Annotated in this window: 26 protein-coding genes; 25 read left to right on the forward strand and 1 reads right to left on the reverse strand. The window is 50.8% G+C overall.

Annotated features, from left to right (window positions below; all coding sequences use genetic code 11):
- Positions 1 to 456: a helix-turn-helix domain-containing protein gene (locus H1S01_RS03045; protein WP_188038647.1), complete on the reverse strand. Its 456-nt coding sequence runs from the start codon at positions 454 to 456 to the stop codon at positions 1 to 3.
- A gap of 156 nt (positions 457 to 612) precedes the next feature.
- Here H1S01_RS03045 and H1S01_RS03050 point away from each other — a divergent pair, with 156 nt between their 5' ends.
- The 25 genes from H1S01_RS03050 (at position 613) to H1S01_RS03170 (ending at position 16,941) form a co-directional block, all read left to right on the forward strand.
- Positions 613 to 909, forward strand: coding sequence for a helix-turn-helix domain-containing protein (locus tag H1S01_RS03050; protein WP_188038648.1), 297 nt, complete (start codon positions 613 to 615; stop codon positions 907 to 909).
- Positions 910 to 932: 23 nt separating this feature from the next.
- On the forward strand, positions 933 to 1,070 hold the full coding sequence (locus H1S01_RS03055; protein WP_188038649.1) for a hypothetical protein: 138 nt from the start codon (positions 933 to 935) through the stop codon (positions 1,068 to 1,070).
- Positions 1,071 to 1,124: 54 nt separating this feature from the next.
- Entirely contained in the window at positions 1,125 to 1,694 is a 570-nt protein-coding gene (locus H1S01_RS03060; protein ID WP_188038650.1) for a 3D domain-containing protein, read from the forward strand.
- A 5-nt stretch (positions 1,695 to 1,699) separates the two neighbouring features.
- Entirely contained in the window at positions 1,700 to 2,095 is a 396-nt protein-coding gene (locus H1S01_RS03065; protein ID WP_188038651.1) for a hypothetical protein, read from the forward strand.
- A gap of 48 nt (positions 2,096 to 2,143) precedes the next feature.
- On the forward strand, positions 2,144 to 2,419 hold the full coding sequence (locus tag H1S01_RS03070; protein ID WP_188038652.1) for a hypothetical protein: 276 nt from the start codon (positions 2,144 to 2,146) through the stop codon (positions 2,417 to 2,419).
- The gene (locus H1S01_RS03075; protein WP_188038653.1) at positions 2,416 to 2,589 is read left to right on the forward strand and encodes a hypothetical protein; all 174 of its coding nucleotides are present in this window, start codon (positions 2,416 to 2,418) and stop codon (positions 2,587 to 2,589) included. The genes H1S01_RS03070 and H1S01_RS03075 overlap by 4 nt, the downstream gene beginning before the upstream one ends.
- Positions 2,586 to 2,771, forward strand: coding sequence for a hypothetical protein (locus tag H1S01_RS03080; RefSeq protein ID WP_188038654.1), 186 nt, complete (start codon positions 2,586 to 2,588; stop codon positions 2,769 to 2,771). Before H1S01_RS03075 ends, H1S01_RS03080 begins: the two co-directional genes overlap by 4 nt.
- Positions 2,771 to 3,013, forward strand: a complete 243-nt coding sequence (locus H1S01_RS03085) for a hypothetical protein (protein ID WP_188038655.1) — start codon at positions 2,771 to 2,773, stop codon at positions 3,011 to 3,013. The genes H1S01_RS03080 and H1S01_RS03085 overlap by 1 nt, the downstream gene beginning before the upstream one ends.
- 7 nt (positions 3,014 to 3,020) lie before the next feature.
- Positions 3,021 to 3,341: a hypothetical protein gene (locus H1S01_RS03090; protein WP_188038656.1), complete on the forward strand. Its 321-nt coding sequence runs from the start codon at positions 3,021 to 3,023 to the stop codon at positions 3,339 to 3,341.
- Positions 3,342 to 3,425: 84 nt separating this feature from the next.
- A complete protein-coding gene (locus tag H1S01_RS03095; RefSeq protein WP_188038657.1) occupies positions 3,426 to 3,755 on the forward strand; it encodes a hypothetical protein in 330 nt (109 codons plus the stop codon).
- A gap of 1 nt (position 3,756) precedes the next feature.
- Complete coding sequence (locus H1S01_RS03100) at positions 3,757 to 3,951, forward strand: hypothetical protein (RefSeq protein ID WP_188038658.1); 195 nt, start codon at positions 3,757 to 3,759, stop codon at positions 3,949 to 3,951.
- Between the two features lie 53 nt (positions 3,952 to 4,004).
- Entirely contained in the window at positions 4,005 to 4,466 is a 462-nt protein-coding gene (locus H1S01_RS03105) for a hypothetical protein (protein ID WP_188038659.1), read from the forward strand.
- Positions 4,459 to 5,439, forward strand: coding sequence for a hypothetical protein (locus H1S01_RS03110; RefSeq protein WP_188038660.1), 981 nt, complete (start codon positions 4,459 to 4,461; stop codon positions 5,437 to 5,439). The genes H1S01_RS03105 and H1S01_RS03110 overlap by 8 nt, the downstream gene beginning before the upstream one ends.
- A 121-nt stretch (positions 5,440 to 5,560) precedes the next feature.
- Positions 5,561 to 7,540, forward strand: coding sequence for an ATP-dependent DNA helicase (locus H1S01_RS03115; protein ID WP_188038661.1), 1,980 nt, complete (start codon positions 5,561 to 5,563; stop codon positions 7,538 to 7,540).
- Positions 7,541 to 7,545: 5 nt separating this feature from the next.
- Positions 7,546 to 7,926, forward strand: a complete 381-nt coding sequence (locus H1S01_RS03120) for a hypothetical protein (protein ID WP_188038662.1) — start codon at positions 7,546 to 7,548, stop codon at positions 7,924 to 7,926.
- A gap of 6 nt (positions 7,927 to 7,932) precedes the next feature.
- Positions 7,933 to 8,184 (forward strand): MerR family transcriptional regulator, encoded by a 252-nt coding sequence (locus H1S01_RS03125; protein ID WP_279286940.1) that lies wholly within the window; start codon positions 7,933 to 7,935, stop codon positions 8,182 to 8,184.
- 13 nt (positions 8,185 to 8,197) lie between these two features.
- Positions 8,198 to 9,055 (forward strand): acyl carrier protein, encoded by an 858-nt coding sequence (locus tag H1S01_RS22475; protein WP_423751913.1) that lies wholly within the window; start codon positions 8,198 to 8,200, stop codon positions 9,053 to 9,055.
- Entirely contained in the window at positions 9,052 to 12,855 is a 3,804-nt protein-coding gene (locus H1S01_RS03135) for an AAA family ATPase (protein ID WP_188038664.1), read from the forward strand. Before H1S01_RS22475 ends, H1S01_RS03135 begins: the two co-directional genes overlap by 4 nt.
- Positions 12,856 to 13,167, forward strand: a complete 312-nt coding sequence (locus H1S01_RS03140; RefSeq protein WP_188038665.1) for a hypothetical protein — start codon at positions 12,856 to 12,858, stop codon at positions 13,165 to 13,167.
- A gap of 6 nt (positions 13,168 to 13,173) precedes the next feature.
- Entirely contained in the window at positions 13,174 to 13,704 is a 531-nt protein-coding gene (locus H1S01_RS03145; RefSeq protein WP_188038666.1) for a phiTE_072 family protein, read from the forward strand.
- Positions 13,691 to 13,912, forward strand: coding sequence for a hypothetical protein (locus tag H1S01_RS03150; protein WP_188038667.1), 222 nt, complete (start codon positions 13,691 to 13,693; stop codon positions 13,910 to 13,912). The genes H1S01_RS03145 and H1S01_RS03150 overlap by 14 nt, the downstream gene beginning before the upstream one ends.
- The gene (locus H1S01_RS03155; RefSeq protein WP_188038668.1) at positions 13,909 to 14,352 is read left to right on the forward strand and encodes an ASCH domain-containing protein; all 444 of its coding nucleotides are present in this window, start codon (positions 13,909 to 13,911) and stop codon (positions 14,350 to 14,352) included. Before H1S01_RS03150 ends, H1S01_RS03155 begins: the two co-directional genes overlap by 4 nt.
- Positions 14,353 to 14,499: 147 nt before the next feature.
- Positions 14,500 to 15,207 carry a hypothetical protein gene (locus H1S01_RS03160; protein ID WP_188038669.1) on the forward strand — a complete coding sequence of 236 codons (708 nt, stop codon included), beginning with the start codon at positions 14,500 to 14,502 and terminating at the stop codon, positions 15,205 to 15,207.
- 49 nt (positions 15,208 to 15,256) lie between these two features.
- Positions 15,257 to 15,403: a hypothetical protein gene (locus tag H1S01_RS03165; RefSeq protein ID WP_188038670.1), complete on the forward strand. Its 147-nt coding sequence runs from the start codon at positions 15,257 to 15,259 to the stop codon at positions 15,401 to 15,403.
- The gene (locus H1S01_RS03170; RefSeq protein ID WP_188038671.1) at positions 15,400 to 16,941 is read left to right on the forward strand and encodes a DEAD/DEAH box helicase family protein; all 1,542 of its coding nucleotides are present in this window, start codon (positions 15,400 to 15,402) and stop codon (positions 16,939 to 16,941) included. The genes H1S01_RS03165 and H1S01_RS03170 overlap by 4 nt, the downstream gene beginning before the upstream one ends.
- The last annotated feature ends 1 nt before the right edge of the window (position 16,942 follow it).

Below are 16,942 nucleotides of genomic sequence, written 5' to 3' on the forward strand. Positions count from 1 at the left end.
TTATTTCTTCCTTACGTCAATTTTAATAGTGTCGACACTTCCGTCAGGTGCAAACTTAACATCTGAAACCACAGCCCGGATCGCTTTCGCTTGCTTTTCTAAGGGCAGTGAGCGAACTTCGTCTGCAAGTGAAGATAGACCGATTTTTTCTATATATGAAAGCATTGAATCTCGAATGTCTGGCCAAGCATGGCGGAAAGCGACTAGCTCTTCCTTGAATCTATCTGGAGCGCGATCAATGAAAGCTTCCCAGATCAATTCGTCCTCATTTACCTCTAGCACCTTGGCTAAGGCAATATTGATATTCTCTGATGGGGGAGGCATCTTTCCTCCCTTTAACTTGGATAGGTAACTTGATGTTACATTCACTCCATACATCTTGCATCGGGCCGATATCTCGATAAGCTGCATGCCGGATTGCTCAATCAGTTCGGAAATCCTTTCCGCGTATCCCAATGTCATCCCCCTTCGCCGTTTATTTTGTGCGGAAGTTACATGTATATGCTACAACGAAAAGGTTATACTGTGAACAGCAAATTTTTTATGGTTTACCGATTGACTGATCGGTCAATCATGTGTATACTTGGGACCAGAAGGCAGGTGAGAAAAACGGTGGCAAATAACATCTCTATGCAGTTTGATCCTTCGGCATTACGACTTTCTCGCCACGAACTTGGGGCATTCGAAGGGAGGACAATTACTCAAGGCGAGTTTGGTCAGCGTATGAATCCGCCTCGTTCTGCCTCTCGAATCTCTCAATGGGAAAACGGGAAAGAGGAGCCAGAAGGTCAGGCCGTTGCCGAGCTCTGCCGTGTAACCGGAAAGCCGATCAACTTTTTTTACAAACCGCGTTTGATTGAACAATCAATCAATCAAACGGCGGAAATGGGACAAGTTGTCGGCACATAACGTGATACCGGGAGGTGGCGACAATGGCGATACTGCTCTTTGAAACCGATTCTGGCACCAAAACATTCGATGAATTGACGCCGGAAGAAATCGAGCGGGCCAGGGAGGTCATCCAAAAAGGCATCACCGCTGTGATTCAGGCGGCTGCTGAAGCGGGTTAAGGCGAAAGCCTTACCCAGAGGACAAGCCTTAACGCAATTGGAAGGAAGGTGCGAATGACCCGAAAAGCATGGATTGTAGTGTTACTTCTGCCGGTCTTTATGACAGGTTGCCAGTCGCAAGCTGAACATTCGATGAGTGAGCCGACAGCGCAAGAGGCTCAAGTCACTTTGAGCAATGGCGTACAGGTTCAGTTTGGAGCTAAAGATCACAGGTTCGTGCTGGCGGAGGATGTACCGGTGGAAGAGGCTCCGGCGAAAGAACCTCCAGTGGAAGTAAAAAAGGACAAGCCTTCCCCTCCACCAAACAGAGGCGGACAAGCCCTCAAGGAGCTAAAAGTCCTCGCCACAGCGTACACGCACACCGGACAGCCGACTGCCACAGGACCGTGGCCTCGTGCCGGAAGAACAGTCGCGGTGGATCCTGCAGTGATACCTCTCGGCAGTCGATTACAAGTGGAGGGAATCAACGGTTTGCTGATTGCCGAGGACACCGGTTGGGATAAAAAGAAGAACATTGGACTGATTCGCGGTCGCAGGATTGATATCTTTATGGATTCCCGAGAAGAGGCGGATCGATTCGGGAAGCGGGAGGTTTTGGTTTGGATTATTCGAGAGGGGAGGTGAGTTGAGTGAAATTCAACGTAACTCGTACCGACAGCACGGATAACGGCGACAAAAAATATCTTGTTGTCAATGTGGACGAGCCTTATGCCGGCGAGGTAGCTGACTTAATCGAAGCTAACGAGAGAGCAAAAGGCACATGGGAGCATGGAGATAAAACCATGCGTGAAATCATGGGTTTGCCAAAAAGAGATGCTTACTACGAAACTCTTTGCTCTCTTAGAAGATCGAGGAAGGCATGGCACGAACGGGCCGTAAAAGCTGAAGCTCAGCGAGATGAACTGCTTGAAGTTGCAAAAGAATCTTTACGTCTTTTTTTGTGCTATCAATATGCTTTTTACCAACGCAAAGAGTTCATCAAAAGGCTAGAAGATGTCATCGCTAAAGCTGAGCCTACTATATAGGAAACTTATATACCAAAAACATAACCACATTGGGGGAGGAGAAACAACATGAATACCACGGCAATCGGTCACGTCATGAATTTCTGGAACAACAACCTTGGCGGCATTTTTTCTAATCTTTTTGCTCAGCGCCAATCCGGCAGCGTTGCCCGCAAAACTCGGGAAGGTGCCCACAGTCCTAAGTTAAGCGAAAAGGCGAAGCGCAACCGCAAGAAGCGGGTGGCAGCGGCCGCCAACCGATTGGCTCGGGGAGTGGCGGATCCTTCGATGCGGGACAAGCTGGTGGCGCTGATTCGGTCGGATGAAAGGGTGAGGGTGGCATGAGTGCAAGCGCTTGGGTTCCCTGCCTGCACTGTCAGCGTGGCCCGAAAGCGGAGCAGTCCTGTTCTTCCGGTCTGCATGCCACGAACTTGAAGCTGGGTTGTTTTTCTGGTGAGTTTGTGACCGGGAAAGAGCCGAAAGCAAAAAAGAGCAAGGATGGTGAGCGGACATGATGGTGACCGCGATTTGTCCTTCATCTCATGCGACGAGAGATAACCACTCTGGGCAACAACCGAAGCGCCAGGCTCATCTGATTATCAAGTCCAAGCCATCCAATTTTAAGGACAAGCTCCTGGCAGCTTGCAACGGGGATTTGAGCAAACGGCTGATCGATGTCAGCAATGGGATCCGCTGATGGCTGCAAAACCACGAACTCCGAAAGGGAAGAAGCACCGCAACCGCCAGCGAGAGGACAAGCCTTTCATTCCGGTGGCGAAGGTTGAAGAGCCTTCGGTGGTAATGCCTTCAGTGATGGAAGAAGTGCTTCCGAAGGAGAAAATCAAGCTTGCCCCGATTTATTGCGAATCCATCCGGGAACAAGCTAGGCGCATTATCGACGAGTTAAGGATTCCGATTGTGAGGTTTTCGGGGAGGTGAACAAGAGATGTGTATGGGTAGTGTTTCGGCAACGGTGATGGCGGAGGCCATGAAGGAAGATGCGGTAAAACAGCTTGATATGATTCGGAATTACTTCGGAAACATGAAACTTCCGTGGGATGATAGCCTGTCGGTGGTTGATAATGTGCGGACGTTTATCGCCAGCAAGCTGCCGCAGGTCGATGAAAACGGATATGAGTACATCATTGTTCACGGTGATAGTTGTGGTGGTTGCGAATACGAAAAGCTAGATCATGACGAGCAACCTTGCAAGTATTGTTGTGAGCACGAAGATCGGTTTTATTTCAAGCCTAAAAAAGAGAAATAAAAAAACGCCGCCCTCAAAACATGAGGAGCGGTCCATGCGAAAAACTTTCGACCCCATCATACCAGATTGGGGGTGCTTTGAACAGTGATGACGGAACAGGCTGCCGCCAGGCTCCTCATCAAGCAAGTGAGGGATGCCATTCGGGCGGTAACCGAGAAGCCAGTTCAATTCGTGATCGACTTTGCGCCGGAGGATGGACCTCCGATAGACTTCTTCCAACTCAGGGTGGCTAACATAGAAGCCTTGCAGCAGTTTCACGGTGAGTTGACCGTGGTGGATGAACTTACGGAATGCGGCAAAGTGGAAGTCTGCAAGCATGTGCCGCTAATCGGTGGCAGTCACCTGTATGTGTACTGTTGGCTGTGGCCCGAGGAGGCCATCAAAAGAGGACTTTGGAAAGAGGAGGCTGGGTAAAGTGGCTTTCAAAACAAAGTTTGACGATATTACGATGGCGGTCATTGACTATGCGATTCGGCGGCACTACCGGGAAGGCTCTCCCGCAGTGGTGGAGATTCTCGCCGATGTGGAAGTCGGTATTCAAGTCACCAAGGATTATGTTCGTTCGCGGGCCAAGACCATCGGGTTCGTGGGGGATGCTTTGACGGCTTAAACAGCTTTGCCATAGTGGCTGTAATAGAAAAAACATATGAGGAGGAATCCCCTGTGAGTGTAACCCCGGAGAAACAGGCGGCTCTAGCTCTGGCCCAGCAGTTGATTGACGGTACCGGCGCCGACTATGACGATCGGCGAATGGATGACCTGCTGGCACAGATGCGAACCGTCAAGGAGCAGTTGTCGATTCAAAGCAAGGCGGCTGCCGATGCGAAGCAGGCCATGAGGGCTTACGAAAACGATGAGATGGTGATCATCAAGGCGGACAAAGCCTTTAAGAATGACGCGGAACGGAAAGCGGAATTGGCTCGGCGGTTAGGTTCTGACCCTGAGTATGCTCGGCTACAGAGCCTTTGCGAACCGGCGGAGCAGGCAGCACAGTCGCTGGCACTTGACCTAGAAATGCTCGAAAAAGAGTTTTCCAAAACTCGCGCCCGGGTGATGTTCGCCGCCGGCAAGCTGTTCCTTATGGCTGGTCTCGTGATGCCGACTCGCGACAACGGTCATGGATGATTATAAGCAATCCCGTTCCGGTCTCTGGCTACCCGGTGAAATCGTGCAAAAAGAAATAGAAAGGGAGGTCGTCGTTACAATGACGACAGCGATCGCTACCACTCAAGGCGGAACGGCCGCTTTGGCTCAACAGGTGTTACTTACTCCCCAGCAGGTTGACCTCATGCTCAAGGATTACGACACTACCGGGATGAGCGCCGAGGACAAAATGGCACTGGCGATGGTCCTGGTGGAGGACATGGAGATCTCTCAGGAAGGCTTTGTCTATCGCCCGGCCCGGTGGACCATCTCTAAGGACATTAAAAATGGTGTGTTCGTGGACCCGATGGGGAACCCCATGGAGAAGGTCGAGGCCGTAGTCCTGTATGTGTCGATGCCTCGGGCCGAGTTCAATCATGCCGATGACAACGACAAAAAGCCGCTGTGCTCTTCCAAGGATGGCATTACTGGGACGGATCGCAACGGAAATGTACGGCACTGTGCCACTTGCCCAAGCAACAAATACGGAACAGCGATTGATGATTCCGGCAACAAGACAGATGGAAAAGCTTGTAAAGAGAGCCGAATGATTTACTGGATGGTTCCTGGCTTTGACCTTCCAACCTACATTAGCTTGCCGCCGACTTCGCTGAAGGCATGGGACACATTCGCCTCGGCGAGAGCGACGATGAAGGTCTCTAATTTAGCGTGTGCAGTGCTGTTTGGATTGAACCTCCAGCAGTACGGCGGCAAGAAGAAGGCTGCCGTGATTGTGCCTTCGAGTGGTCGCAAGATGACGCCGTTGGAAATTCTACAAAACAAGCAGATTCGAGATAAGTTCATCGCCCAATGGCGCGAAATTCAGATGGACCGCGACGACTATATGCAAGTTAGCCAGGCGGAAGGCACTGCCGGAAATGCTCCGCAAGATGATGCGGCCTTTACCTATCAACCATCTAGTGCTCCGGATCCCGACGAGCCGCCTGCATTCTAAGAAAAGAAAAAAGGCCGGACACACTGACCTGTCCGGCCTCCCCAAACAAGAGGGGTGAGGAAGTATTAGCACTCTCAATATAAACGATATTTTGTCCCGTTGGCAAGGGCAACAAGTAGGTATGAGTGCAGTTCCGGTAATGGAGCCGCCAAAGCCATCGAAAGCCGAACAATTCTTTCGTGAAACTCTCCCTTCCGTTGTTCCTGGCATTGAGATCCGCGAAGAACAGATCAAGATGGCCCGGGCCGTGGAGCGAGGCATTCAGGAAGAAAGCCACGTCATCAGTGAGGCCGGAACGGGGACAGGCAAATCACTGGCCTACCTGGTGCCAGTAGCACAGCACCTACAAGAACACCCACAGAGCTGCGCTGTGATTTCGACCGGGACCATTGCCTTGCAGGAGCAGATATTGGGGAAAGACATCCCTGATTTAGAAAAGGTTCTCGGTTATTCATTAAATGCCGAACTGGCGAAAGGCAAGGGTAACTACCTGTGCTGGACCCGGTTGCAGGAACAGGTGCAAGAGTTAGGACTGTTTGATGAGGACAATCCACTTGGGAATGTGTTTCAGTGGGCCCAGAACACATGCACCGGTGACAAGACTGAACTGCCAGTGGAAGCGCTGCCAGTGTGGATGGAAGTCAACTGTGACGACAACTGTGTGGGCAAAAAGAAGTGCAGAAATGCAAACCGATGCTTCCGGCTGAAGGCGAAGGAGCGGCTGGAGTCTGCCGACGTTGTGGTGACGAATCACACGCTCTTTATCCTAGACCTAAAGCTTCGGGAAGAAACCATGGGAGAGCACTCTATCCTACCGGACTTTGACGTAGTGGTGCTGGATGAGGCGCACAACTTAGAGCCTGTGGCTGTCAAGATACAGGGCTTGCAGGTGTCGCAATACCGGATTCCTCAAATCTTATCACAGTTGAAGAAGTGCCCAGGATCGGATCCGTCATCTATTCGCGAGGCCAGTATGGCGAACGAGGCATTCTTTTTCACGGTGAGTATGGCTGGAAATGGAAAGATAGATAAGTTTTATATCCCGAAAACCGCTGATGGAGAGCCGTTGGCCAAAATGATGGACAGCCTTGAAGACTTACGAAAAGCCGTCGATAAAGTAGGGAAAATGTTTGACCCACAAGGGTGGACGGATCGCGTTGACGGACTTTTTCAAAGGCTAACCAACGCAATAATAGAAAGTGAATCCATTATTTACAATGACTCGTTAGATGATGTTTCTTGGGTTGAGGTTACCCATGATAAGCATCAACGGAAAAAAGTCACCATTCATCTTACTCCAGTGGATGTGTCCGAAAAGTTGGAACAACTTCTTTTTTCTAATGAGGAAATCCGGTCAGTGATTATGACTTCAGCCACAATTTCCACGGCCGGTTCGTTTGATTACTTTAAGAAATCGGTTGGGTGCCAGAAAGCGATTGAACTACAAGTACAGAGTCCCTTTGACTACAAAAGGCAGTGCTTGATGTATCTGCCGAGTGGCTTGCCGGATGCGTTGTCGAGAGACTTTCACACTTTAGTGGTGCCGGAAATCGAGAAGATTCTGCAAGTGACACAGGGAAGGGCATTTGTACTATTCACCAGCTACAAGGGCATGAATGAAGCCTTCAACGTGATCACAAGCCGACCGCCAGATAAGCGGCTACCGTACAGGATTTTTAAGCAGGGCGAGGTTTCAAAGCAACGATTGCTGGATATGTTTCGGGAAGATGAGCACTCGATTCTGTTCGCAACCTCGTCGTTTTGGGAAGGTGTGTCTGTGGAAGGCTCGGCACTATCCTGCGTCATCTTAGTCAAGCTTCCGTTTGGCGTTCCGGATGAACCCGTGGTCGAGGCCAAGGTCAAGGCGATTGAGCGCCGGGGTGGACGGTCCTTCAACGAGTATAGCTTGCCGGAGTGCATCATCAAAATGAAGCAGGGTTTTGGCCGGTTGATTCGGACTCGGTCAGACAGGGGAATCGTGGCCATCCTTGACCCTCGCGTAAGAGCGAAGGGGTACGGGTGGCAGATTCTTTCGAGCTTGCCGCCAGCGCAGGAGATACGAAGCTTGGTGAACGTGGATTTGTTTTTGGAGGGGAAGTGAGCCTTATGAGTATTGCTGCTGAACAAGAAAAGAAAGTGCTTCGACCATCCGTAGAGTGGTTTGCTGACAGGATGGAGATTGTTCTAAAACGCAATGACTACAAGGGTGGATGGGAAGGGTGTCAACCGGATTTCCTTGTGGATAAGTTGCTCGAAGAAGTCTCGGAAGTTATTGGGCTGCTTTGCGTAACTCCGGAAAAGAAGGTTGCCATCAATGCCATGATGACTGGTGTTCGGGCAATGGTCGGGCAAAGTGTTTATAAGAGCTGGGGAGCTGCCGAGCATCGCGGTCTTAATAAGCCTTATCTTATCAATGAAGCCACCGATGTTGCTAACATGTCTATGATGATTGCCGACAACGCCAAAAACCTAATAGACAGTGTTTGATGAGCCATGTACAACATCAAAGCCGTCGAGCAGATGACCGGCGTGAATCGCAACACGATCAGGGCGTGGGAGTCCCGGTACGACTTCCTCAAGCCAGAGCGAAATGGAATTGGGTACCGGACCTATAGTGACCGTGAAGTGGAAATTGTTAAGCGCGTGAAAGAGCGCGTCGATAAGGGGCAGATGGCGAGTTTGGCCATAAAAGTTGTGATGAAGGAAATGGGGTGCGTGGGTAATGAGCAGACCGCTAACGGATAGCGTGGAATCCATCTTGCAGGAAACAAAAGGGTATTTCAGGACATTCAACTTGAACATGACTCGGGATGAGATTCTAGCCCTGCCGGTCGATAGAACTTTCGACGCTCTTTATGCCGACAGGGTGGAAGGTTGGGAGATATGTTCAGCGGAAGCCCTTGTCCCATTGGAAAGAATGACTATTCATGGTTTGGTAGATAGGAACCACTACGAAGCCAACAAGGATTCATTTGGTATCAAACATGGGCATCTTCCAAGAAGATACGCCCTAGGCGAACAGTATGAAAGAGCGCTGCCCAAATTCTCCACCAACTCTGCCCTGCTTCCCAGAATGCTGAAAGGCCGTCCATGGGGCGAAGGTTTGCCGGAACATATCACGATCGGATTATTCCTGACAGCCCTTAATAACGGCAAGTGGGTGTGCGGGAGAGCGAACTACATTTACAGTTTGCGTATCGGTGACGATCACACCCAGGACAAGGAACTGGTGATTGCCGACACGCCGAATGAAGCGGTGGCAAAGATGCGGTTGATATTGGCGATTTGCCCAGAGGAAGCAAGGAATGAGCATAGGCATGTATATCCTTTGAATTATCTCGAAGTCGCAAGAGATAATCGCACTACCTTCGAAAAAATCAGAGACATCGTTGCTGAAGTTGCTAAACAGGCAGACGAAACAGTCAAAGAGGAAAACATCACTCCAGACTATCAGTTTGATGCTAACGGCCTAGATTCTCTGGATTTAGTCGAAATTACCATGAGCATTGAAGAAACATTTGACATAGAGATTCCAGACGAAGATGCAGAAAAAATGAAAACGGTTCAGCAGTTGGTCGATTATGTTGAATCCAAAACAATAGGTGAAAAGCTATGAAAATCGCTCACTCTGCCGACTGGCACATCGGCGAACTCAAAGGGCCCACAGTGCATGGAGAAAACGCACGGCTGCTGGATACGGTCAAGTGCCTCGACTACATGGTGGACGAGGTAAGGCGGTTTCAGCCGGCGCTGAAAGTGGTCGCCGGTGACGTTTTCCACAAATCAAAATTGTGGGGAGATCAGCTCGTCAAGGAAGTCCTTCTGGTGGCCAATGCACTCAGAGAGATGGGGAAGGTTTGTCCTACGGTTGTAGTGCAGGGCACAAAGGACCATGACAGTGATGCATCATTCAAGCTGCTGAAGGAAATGCAGATCCGGAACGTGTGGATCGTAATGGCGCCGGAAGTGATTCGATTTGGTCCGGTTCAAGTGGCCTGTATGCCGGGGTATGACAAAGCCATGTTTCGGGCACTGAGTCCGGGGATGCGGCCGGAAGAAGAAAATGAAGTCTGTAGCGTGATGCTATCGGGTATGCTTCGTGAACTAAAGATGCAAGTGCGTCCATCAGATGGTCCGACTATCCTTGTAGCTCATTACGGTATCGATGGCGGACGATTGGACAGCGGTACGGAAGCGACGTCACAAAGCGATGTGTTGCTCCATCCAGGAGTGCTTCAGGAATTAGGATTTGACCTGGTTTGCCTGGGGCATTGGCATCGCAAGCATCAAGTTAAGTGGTCCGGCGGTACGGTTCCAGTGTTTTTCTCCGGCTCTTTGAACGGGGTCACCTTTAACGAAGAGGCCCAGAAAAAAGGCTTCCTAGTGCATGATACAGCAGACATAAAAGATCCTCACTTTGTAATCACGCCCTATCGGCGATACGTCACTATGGAAATGGACGACAGCGACATTCAAAACTTTATAAATGGTGAAACATACAGTTGGTTCGACGACCAGGATCCCTGGTTCCCTGATATTACGGATTGCATCGTCCGAGTCCACTATGAATGCACCGAGGAAAACGAAAAACTCCTCAATCGAAACAACCTTATGCGTTACCTGTATGATAACGGCGCCTTTTACATCTCCGAAGTCACGCCAAAACAAATCATCCAGGAGCAGGCTAAAGATTCCCTCAATGAAAACGCTGACCCGATTCAAAACCTCCGTGGATGGTGCAGTTACTCAGAGATTCCTGAAGAAGAAACGGAAGCCCTCGTCGAGCTGGCAGTGCCGATGGTGGCCACGGTGGAAGCTCGGAGACCTACCGGAAAGATTGGCGGGACGTTTGAACTCATAGAGCAAACGGTCCGAAACTATCGAGCCTACGCCAATGAAACCTTTGACTTCCGAAACGTCAGTTTCGCGGCCATCTGCGGGTTGAACGGCAAAGGGAAAAGCTCCTTCTTCATGGATTCCATCGTAGACGGATTGTTTGAGCCTACCGGAAAGTCTGCGTCTAGATCAGGTGTCACTGGTGGCTGGATTACGACCGGCAAGGATGAAGGCATGATTCAGACCGTCTTTCGGATGGGCGAAACAATCTGGCGGGTGACCAGAGCAAGGTCCATCAAAGGCAATGGAAAGCTTTCGCTTACGCTGGACCAAATGGTGGAGGGTAAGTGGGAGACAGCATCCAAGGGACTCAGTGCTTCCGTGGTGCAGAAGAAAATCGTCGATGTCCTGGGTATGGATGCGGACACTTTCCGGTGTGTGTGCATGGTCATGCAGGATGACTACGCACGATTCCTTGAGGCAGATAAATCGGAACGCATGGCAGTGCTGGCGGCCATCTTGGGCCTTGGTATATATGATGACCTCCGGGAATTGGCCGATAAGAAACGCAAAGAAACTTCTGACGAGTTGCTGGTGGTTAAGGCCCATGTGGAGCAGCTCAAGAAAGAAGTGGAACGACTGCCTGGACTGCTGGAAGAGTTGGTTAAGGCCAACCAGGATTTAGAGCAGGTGAATGGGCAGATTGCTCAGGCGGAGGCGGATCTGCAGGCAGCGGAAGATGAGCTTCGGAAGCTGCAGGCTCAGGCGGAGCGGTCCGAAGAACTGCAGCGTCAGATGACTGCCATCGATGCGGAGATTCGGAAGAAGCTAGCCGAACGACAGGAGCAGGAGCAGCGGAAGAAAGAGGCCGAGGACAAGCTATCCCATGAGCCGGCTATCCTAGCCAAGTGTTCGGAGTTGGAAAAGGTCAAAGCGCAAGTCATTGAGCTGAAGGCTAAAATACCTGTCCTGCAGGAAAAGGAACGAGAATTTTCTCGGTTGACGACCGACCTTATCACCGTGGATCGGAACATCACGCAAGTCGCTGGCCAGATTCAAAAAACGGAGAAAGAGCTTGCCTCCAAAAATGAGCTTGAAAATGCGACGAAAGAGTACAGGGAAGCCGTCAATTCAATGAACGGCATGGATGACCTGGAGCAGAAGTGGGCCGATCTAAATTTCAAAGTACATCAGGCAAATATTGAATGGGGACGGGCTCACGTAAAACTGTCCAGCGAAAAGAGCAGCCTTCAGCAGACTATAAATAACTGTGAACGCCGAGTGGCCTTGCTGGAAAACTCAGGTTGCATTGACCCGGAAAATGCAAAGTGTGGTTACCTTGCCGATTCTCACAAGGCTAAGGCTGAGCTTGCCGAAGCACAGCAGAAGCTTTCCATGCTGGATGAAGAAGCTGTTAAGACGTTGGAGCAAAAATACCTTGACATGGAAGCCGAACGGGACGCTCTCGGTTATGATGCTCAGCGACACCGGGAGTTGAAGCAAAAGATCAATGAGCTTCGACCAAAAGCAGAACTGCTGGCTCAGTTTTCCGGGAAAGAGGAATTATTAACTACCCTCAAGGCTCGTCATGAAGAGCTTCAGGCTCAGGCGGATGTGCTGACAAAACAATGCCAAGAGGCGAAGCAAGTCATCCAATTGCTGAAGAAAGAAACGGCTCCCCTGGCCGAGTTGGAACGGAAGATTCCGAACTTGGAAGGCTGGGCGAAGCTGAAAGATTCTATCCCGGCGCTTCGGGAAACGGTGAAGAACGCTGAGGAATCAATGCAGCGGATTGATATCGAACAGTTTGAAAAGCTCAATCAGAAGGAATCCTTGCAGACAGAAATCGATCAGCTTAAATCAGCTTCTAAGAATTCCTTTATTGCCAAGGACAGAGTGGATATGCTTCGAAAACTGCTGAACGACACTCTTCGGAATAACGAACGGCGCTTGCTTGGCATTATTGGCGGCCTCCAGTCTCAAATCACCACACTGCAGCAGAAAGAAGTCTCTTTGAGTGAAAAGCAAATCGAACTCTCCCCACTGGCCCAGAAGCTCACTCGGCTTGAACGGTTGAAAGAGGCCTTCAGTGCGACAGGCATCCCTCACCGAATCATTCGAGCGGCCATTCCTGAACTCAACGCCCGGGCGAACGATCGCTTAATCCGCATGACGGGCGGTCGAATGACCATCGCCGTCAAGCCGGACCGGGAGCAGAAGAACGGCAAGGAAGTTCCTGCAATTGAAGTATTCGTCAGCGATTGGGGCTCAGAGCGGCCATACAAGGATTACTCTGGTGGCGAAAAGGTTCGCGCTGCCTTAAGTATGGTGTTTGGATTGTCGGGACTGGTATCTTCCAGGGGAGCCATTCAGTCGAATTTCTTAGGTATCGATGAGCCTCCTTTCCTCGATGCGGAAGGGGTAGACGCCTACATCGAAGCTGTGACGATGGAATTTGAATCACGCCCCGGATTGAAAGTGATGGCAATATCCCATGATCCCCTGTTTAGAGAACGATTCCCTCAGAAGGTCGAAGTTTACCGCGATGAAACGGGGGCTCGTGTTCGGGTGGTGGCGTAGGTGACCTTCACTCCAAAGTACGACTGGAAAAACGTCTTTGAGCCGAACATTCGGCAGTATTACCGAACGATGGGGCCGGATTGCGTGACGATGCTCGTTGGTTATGACGGCCCCATCCCTCACAAGCTTACAATTATCTCTCATGCCACGGAGATGGGCTATGCGATGGACCCAGAAGCCAAACGAGCGAAGCAACGGAAGCCGAAGCGTCAGAAAAATGAGGACGGGGTGTCAGCTCGGTCGGTGTTTGAGGCGCTGGCAGAAGTGCTGCTGGTGCAGCGGATTCGTCGGGCGGATCCGACGGTGAGGTGATGAGGAATGTCCGATGAAACGAAGTTCTGGAGGTACTCGGTGCCTCCAGAAAAGGGGCAGGGATGGGGAATCTTCCTCCTTGACTCGACGGGTATGTTTGCCGCGGTCACTGATTACGGAAATTACGTGTTTAAGTGGACTCATCACGGAAAAGACGATTTTCGGAAATTTGTAATAGATGTGAGCAGTTCACCCGATTATTTGCTTGAAAAAGTGGCTCCCCATGGCGAAGTTTACGATGGTCAAGAAACCAAAAAGCATGTCCGTGAAACCATCCTTCAGCATCGTAGAGATAGGAGTTTATCGAAAGACGAAGCAAGAACAGAATGGGAACTGCTCGACGAGTACGACCTATCAGAAGAAGGCAATTTCCCTTTGTGGTATCACAACACTAGCTTGTGCGATGCATTTGAAATGGCCAAAAGAACATATCCACGGAGCATGAGGTCATTCGCAGAAAAACTCATGCCACGGCTGGCGACAATGATTCGGGAAGAGATGGAACGGGAAGGTCGATGCTGTAATGCCGAAGCGTGACCTACATAAAGACTTACGATTCGTAGAAAATCGGATGTTTCGGCGGGATGCCGATAAGTATCCCGGTAGCCTTTGCGACATCGCCAGGCATGCGCTGGAACGGTTAATCCGGATAGAAGATGCAGCAAATAAAGTTTTGAATGAGTACACGCTTGCTCCATTCGCCAAGGTCACGCTACAGGAAGCGATAGAAGGTGATGACGAGTGAAAGCATTATCTCTCTTACAGCCGTGGGCCTCACTCATCGCCATCGGTGCCAAGAAGATTGAGACGCGAAGCTGGGCGACGAAGTACCGGGGACCGCTGGCGATACACGCGAGTGCTAAGTTCGGAAAACATGAAAAAGCCACTTGTGGACTTCCTGGATTCAAGCAGACGCTAATAGTTCACCGATTGATGCGCGAAAGCAAAACACAGTATGGATTGTATTTCTATGAAATGCCGTTAGGTTCGATTATTGCTATATGTAATCTTGTTGACGTGATACCTGTTGAAGATATAAGTGGCCTAACTACCAAGGAACGAGCTTTCGGTGATTACTCCCCAGGGAGATACGCATGGGTGCTGGAGGATGTAAGGCCTCTCGATAAACCAGTTCCGGCAAAGGGGAAACTTGGCCTGTGGGAATGGGCAGGTGATGCCGGATGAGCAACAAGCGCCGCCCTCAGTTCTCGAAGCGGAAAGGTAAATAAGAAGGGGATCTTTCCTAACAGGTAAGGTCCGTCACCTTCGTGACCCGGGTGTGTACGGGCACTGCGAGCTTCACTCTTGTGTGTAGGCTAGCGGTGCCCGTTTTTGTTTAGGCGGAAAGGGGGAGAACGGGTGAGTGATCAAGAGAATCGGCGGCATTTGGAAGCGGATTTGGCGTGGTTGACCGATGATAGGAACTGCAATATTTCGCCGAAGTTGCTGGAAGTCGGGACTCACGCCATCAACCGAGCTATCAATGCCGAGAACGAGGTTGAAGAGCTCAAGAATTACGCAACCGTGGCTGAAAAAGTAATCTCTAACCTTGTTGGCACGATGAAAGACGTTGCCGAACACGTTGCTTTTGGGCAGTTGGAAATAGCCGTCGCGATCACCGAAACAGCGCGAGAAATGTACAGAAAGTGGGCTCCTGCGACAAGTAGTGATGAGCATTCAGACAGGATGAATCTGATATTTGAAAAGGTGCTCAACGACCGGAGAGAGAACTGCCAGTGCCCAATTTGCGGGGATGCGGAAGCGCATCATGGAGAATGCGACCTTCGAAAATCCGACCTTCGGATTGTGGAACTGGAGGAACAGGTCTCAGAACTGAAAGGCGTGCTTCAGTTTATCGCGGATGCCTACAGGGAAGACGACTTTACTTGGGTTGACGCGATCGACACCGCGAACCTTGCCTTGCAGGGCGTTTACCCTTGGCACGACGAGCCCACAGCGAAAGGAGATGACCAACGTGGACCATGCGAATTTGAGCCCGGATGCCATCCAAACGCTAGCGGTGACGATCGGCAAGATTGACCGCGACACTAAAGAGATTGGGCAGCCCCTGACGGATGAGCAACTGGCCGTGGTGTATCAGCGAATTGAGATTCTCATGGGCGGGTTTTCCCGGGCGCTGCGGTTCGCCACATCGATGCCGCCGGATTATCGGCCCGATGGGATGCGGCGGTTGATGCAGCGGGTGAGGCCGGGGCATTTGAAGGTGATTCGGTGAACGTAGTTCTGACGGTATCGAACAAGATTCACTTTCCCTTACCTGTGGGATTCCAGCAACGATATCCCCAGGTAATAAAATCCATCCGGGAAGCTATGGTTTTGGATAACCCAGAATATCGAGAAGCGGAGAAGTACGGCAGATCGCTAAGAGGTATTCCGGCCAAGTTGACGCTGTGGCAGGTCGATCCGCGAGGAAGCGGAACGCTGTGGTTACCCAGGGGGTACATGACCGAACTGCTCAGGTTATTGCACAGAAACGGGATTGGCTATCAAATTGTAGACCTGCGGGCTTCTCCAGAGCCAGTGGAATTCGGTTCGCTGATTCAGCTACGAGACTATCAAGCTCCAGCGGTTAAGGCGATGCTGGAGGCTACCCAGGGCATATTGCAAGCCTGTGCTGGTGCAGGGAAAACAGAAATGTTTTTGCAGATTATTGCAGAAAGCAAGCTGCCGACTCTCTGTTTAACCCATAACAAAGACTTGGCCAAGCAAATCATTGACCGGGCTTGCGGTACCTCAACTCGACCTGCGAAGTTATCCATCCCACGGGAAGAGATCGGTATCATCGGAATGGGTAAAGAGCGAATTGGTCCAAGGCTCACTATCGGCATTTTTCAGAAGATGGTCAGGATGGACCTTTCCAGGTTAAAAGGCAAGTTTGGGCAGGTCATTGTCGATGAGGTTCATCACACTTCTTGTCAAACTTGGCAAACTGTTCTAAATCAATTAGACACGAAGCGCAGGTATGGGGTTACGGCTACTTTCAAGCGTGGTGATGGATTAGAGGTCATCACAGAGCGAGTTATTGGCCCTACGCTCCACAAGATTCCCCGTTCCGTTGTCGAAGCGGCTGGCGGCGTGATGAAAGCTCGACTGGAAAAGATTGAGCTACGGTTTCGTTCCGTGGTCTGGGACCATCAGCAGGAGAAGCTCAAGCGGTGGGAAGAGGCTTGCAAAGCCCAGGAGATACCGAATGCAGAGCGAGTGTTACAGGGATTATCGCCACTGCCGAAGCCCAGAAAGCCAGTCATTGATCACAATGCGCTCATCAGTGACGTGCTGGGGAATGAGGAGCGCAACGTCTTCATCGCTCGGATTCTTGGGACTCTCGGTTTTGGTCACAGTTCACTGGTTCTTACGTCGAGGATTGAGCATGGGTACCGGATGGTGCAACTGCTGAGGGAAATGTGTCCAGACCTCAGAGCAGCAGTGGTTCATGGCAACACGAAAGAGTGGCCCATGCCGGACAAGGTTCGTGAAGCGATTATCGCGGCCATGGACCAGGGTGAACTCGATATGTTATTTGCCGTCAACCTTGGGAAGGAAGGCCTCGATGTCCCACGGCTGGATCAGTTGTTCTTCGTCTCTGGGGGAAGAGATGAAATTATGGTCGAGCAAACCGTAGGACGGATTCAGCGGACCTTTCCCGGGAAAGGGCAGCCAGTGGTGTATGACTTCGTGGATACGGAGATTGGGACGCTGGCGAACCAGTTTTGGGCCAGGAGAAGGGTGTACAAAGAACTTGGGATTATTTGAT

It is taken from the genome of Heliobacterium chlorum, from assembly GCF_014502795.1.
Taxonomy (GTDB): Bacteria; Bacillota; Desulfitobacteriia; order Heliobacteriales; family Heliobacteriaceae; genus Heliobacterium; species Heliobacterium chlorum.

Coding starts and splice junctions, on each gene's coding strand:
- H1S01_RS03080 (WP_188038654.1), top strand. CDS start 2,586: ATGATGGTGACCGCGATTTGTCCTTCATCTCATGCGACGAGAGATAAC.
- H1S01_RS03115 (WP_188038661.1), top strand. CDS start 5,561: ATGAGTGCAGTTCCGGTAATGGAGCCGCCAAAGCCATCGAAAGCCGAA.
- H1S01_RS03145 (WP_188038666.1), top strand. CDS start 13,174: ATGTCCGATGAAACGAAGTTCTGGAGGTACTCGGTGCCTCCAGAAAAG.
- H1S01_RS03120 (WP_188038662.1), top strand. CDS start 7,546: ATGAGTATTGCTGCTGAACAAGAAAAGAAAGTGCTTCGACCATCCGTA.
- H1S01_RS03090 (WP_188038656.1), top strand. CDS start 3,021: ATGTGTATGGGTAGTGTTTCGGCAACGGTGATGGCGGAGGCCATGAAG.
- H1S01_RS03135 (WP_188038664.1), top strand. CDS start 9,052: ATGAAAATCGCTCACTCTGCCGACTGGCACATCGGCGAACTCAAAGGG.
- H1S01_RS03070 (WP_188038652.1), top strand. CDS start 2,144: ATGAATACCACGGCAATCGGTCACGTCATGAATTTCTGGAACAACAAC.
- H1S01_RS03150 (WP_188038667.1), top strand. CDS start 13,691: ATGCCGAAGCGTGACCTACATAAAGACTTACGATTCGTAGAAAATCGG.
- H1S01_RS03085 (WP_188038655.1), top strand. CDS start 2,771: ATGGCTGCAAAACCACGAACTCCGAAAGGGAAGAAGCACCGCAACCGC.
- H1S01_RS03055 (WP_188038649.1), top strand. CDS start 933: ATGGCGATACTGCTCTTTGAAACCGATTCTGGCACCAAAACATTCGAT.
- H1S01_RS03110 (WP_188038660.1), top strand. CDS start 4,459: ATGGATGATTATAAGCAATCCCGTTCCGGTCTCTGGCTACCCGGTGAA.
- H1S01_RS03075 (WP_188038653.1), top strand. CDS start 2,416: ATGAGTGCAAGCGCTTGGGTTCCCTGCCTGCACTGTCAGCGTGGCCCG.
- H1S01_RS03060 (WP_188038650.1), top strand. CDS start 1,125: ATGACCCGAAAAGCATGGATTGTAGTGTTACTTCTGCCGGTCTTTATG.
- H1S01_RS03125 (WP_279286940.1), top strand. CDS start 7,933: ATGTACAACATCAAAGCCGTCGAGCAGATGACCGGCGTGAATCGCAAC.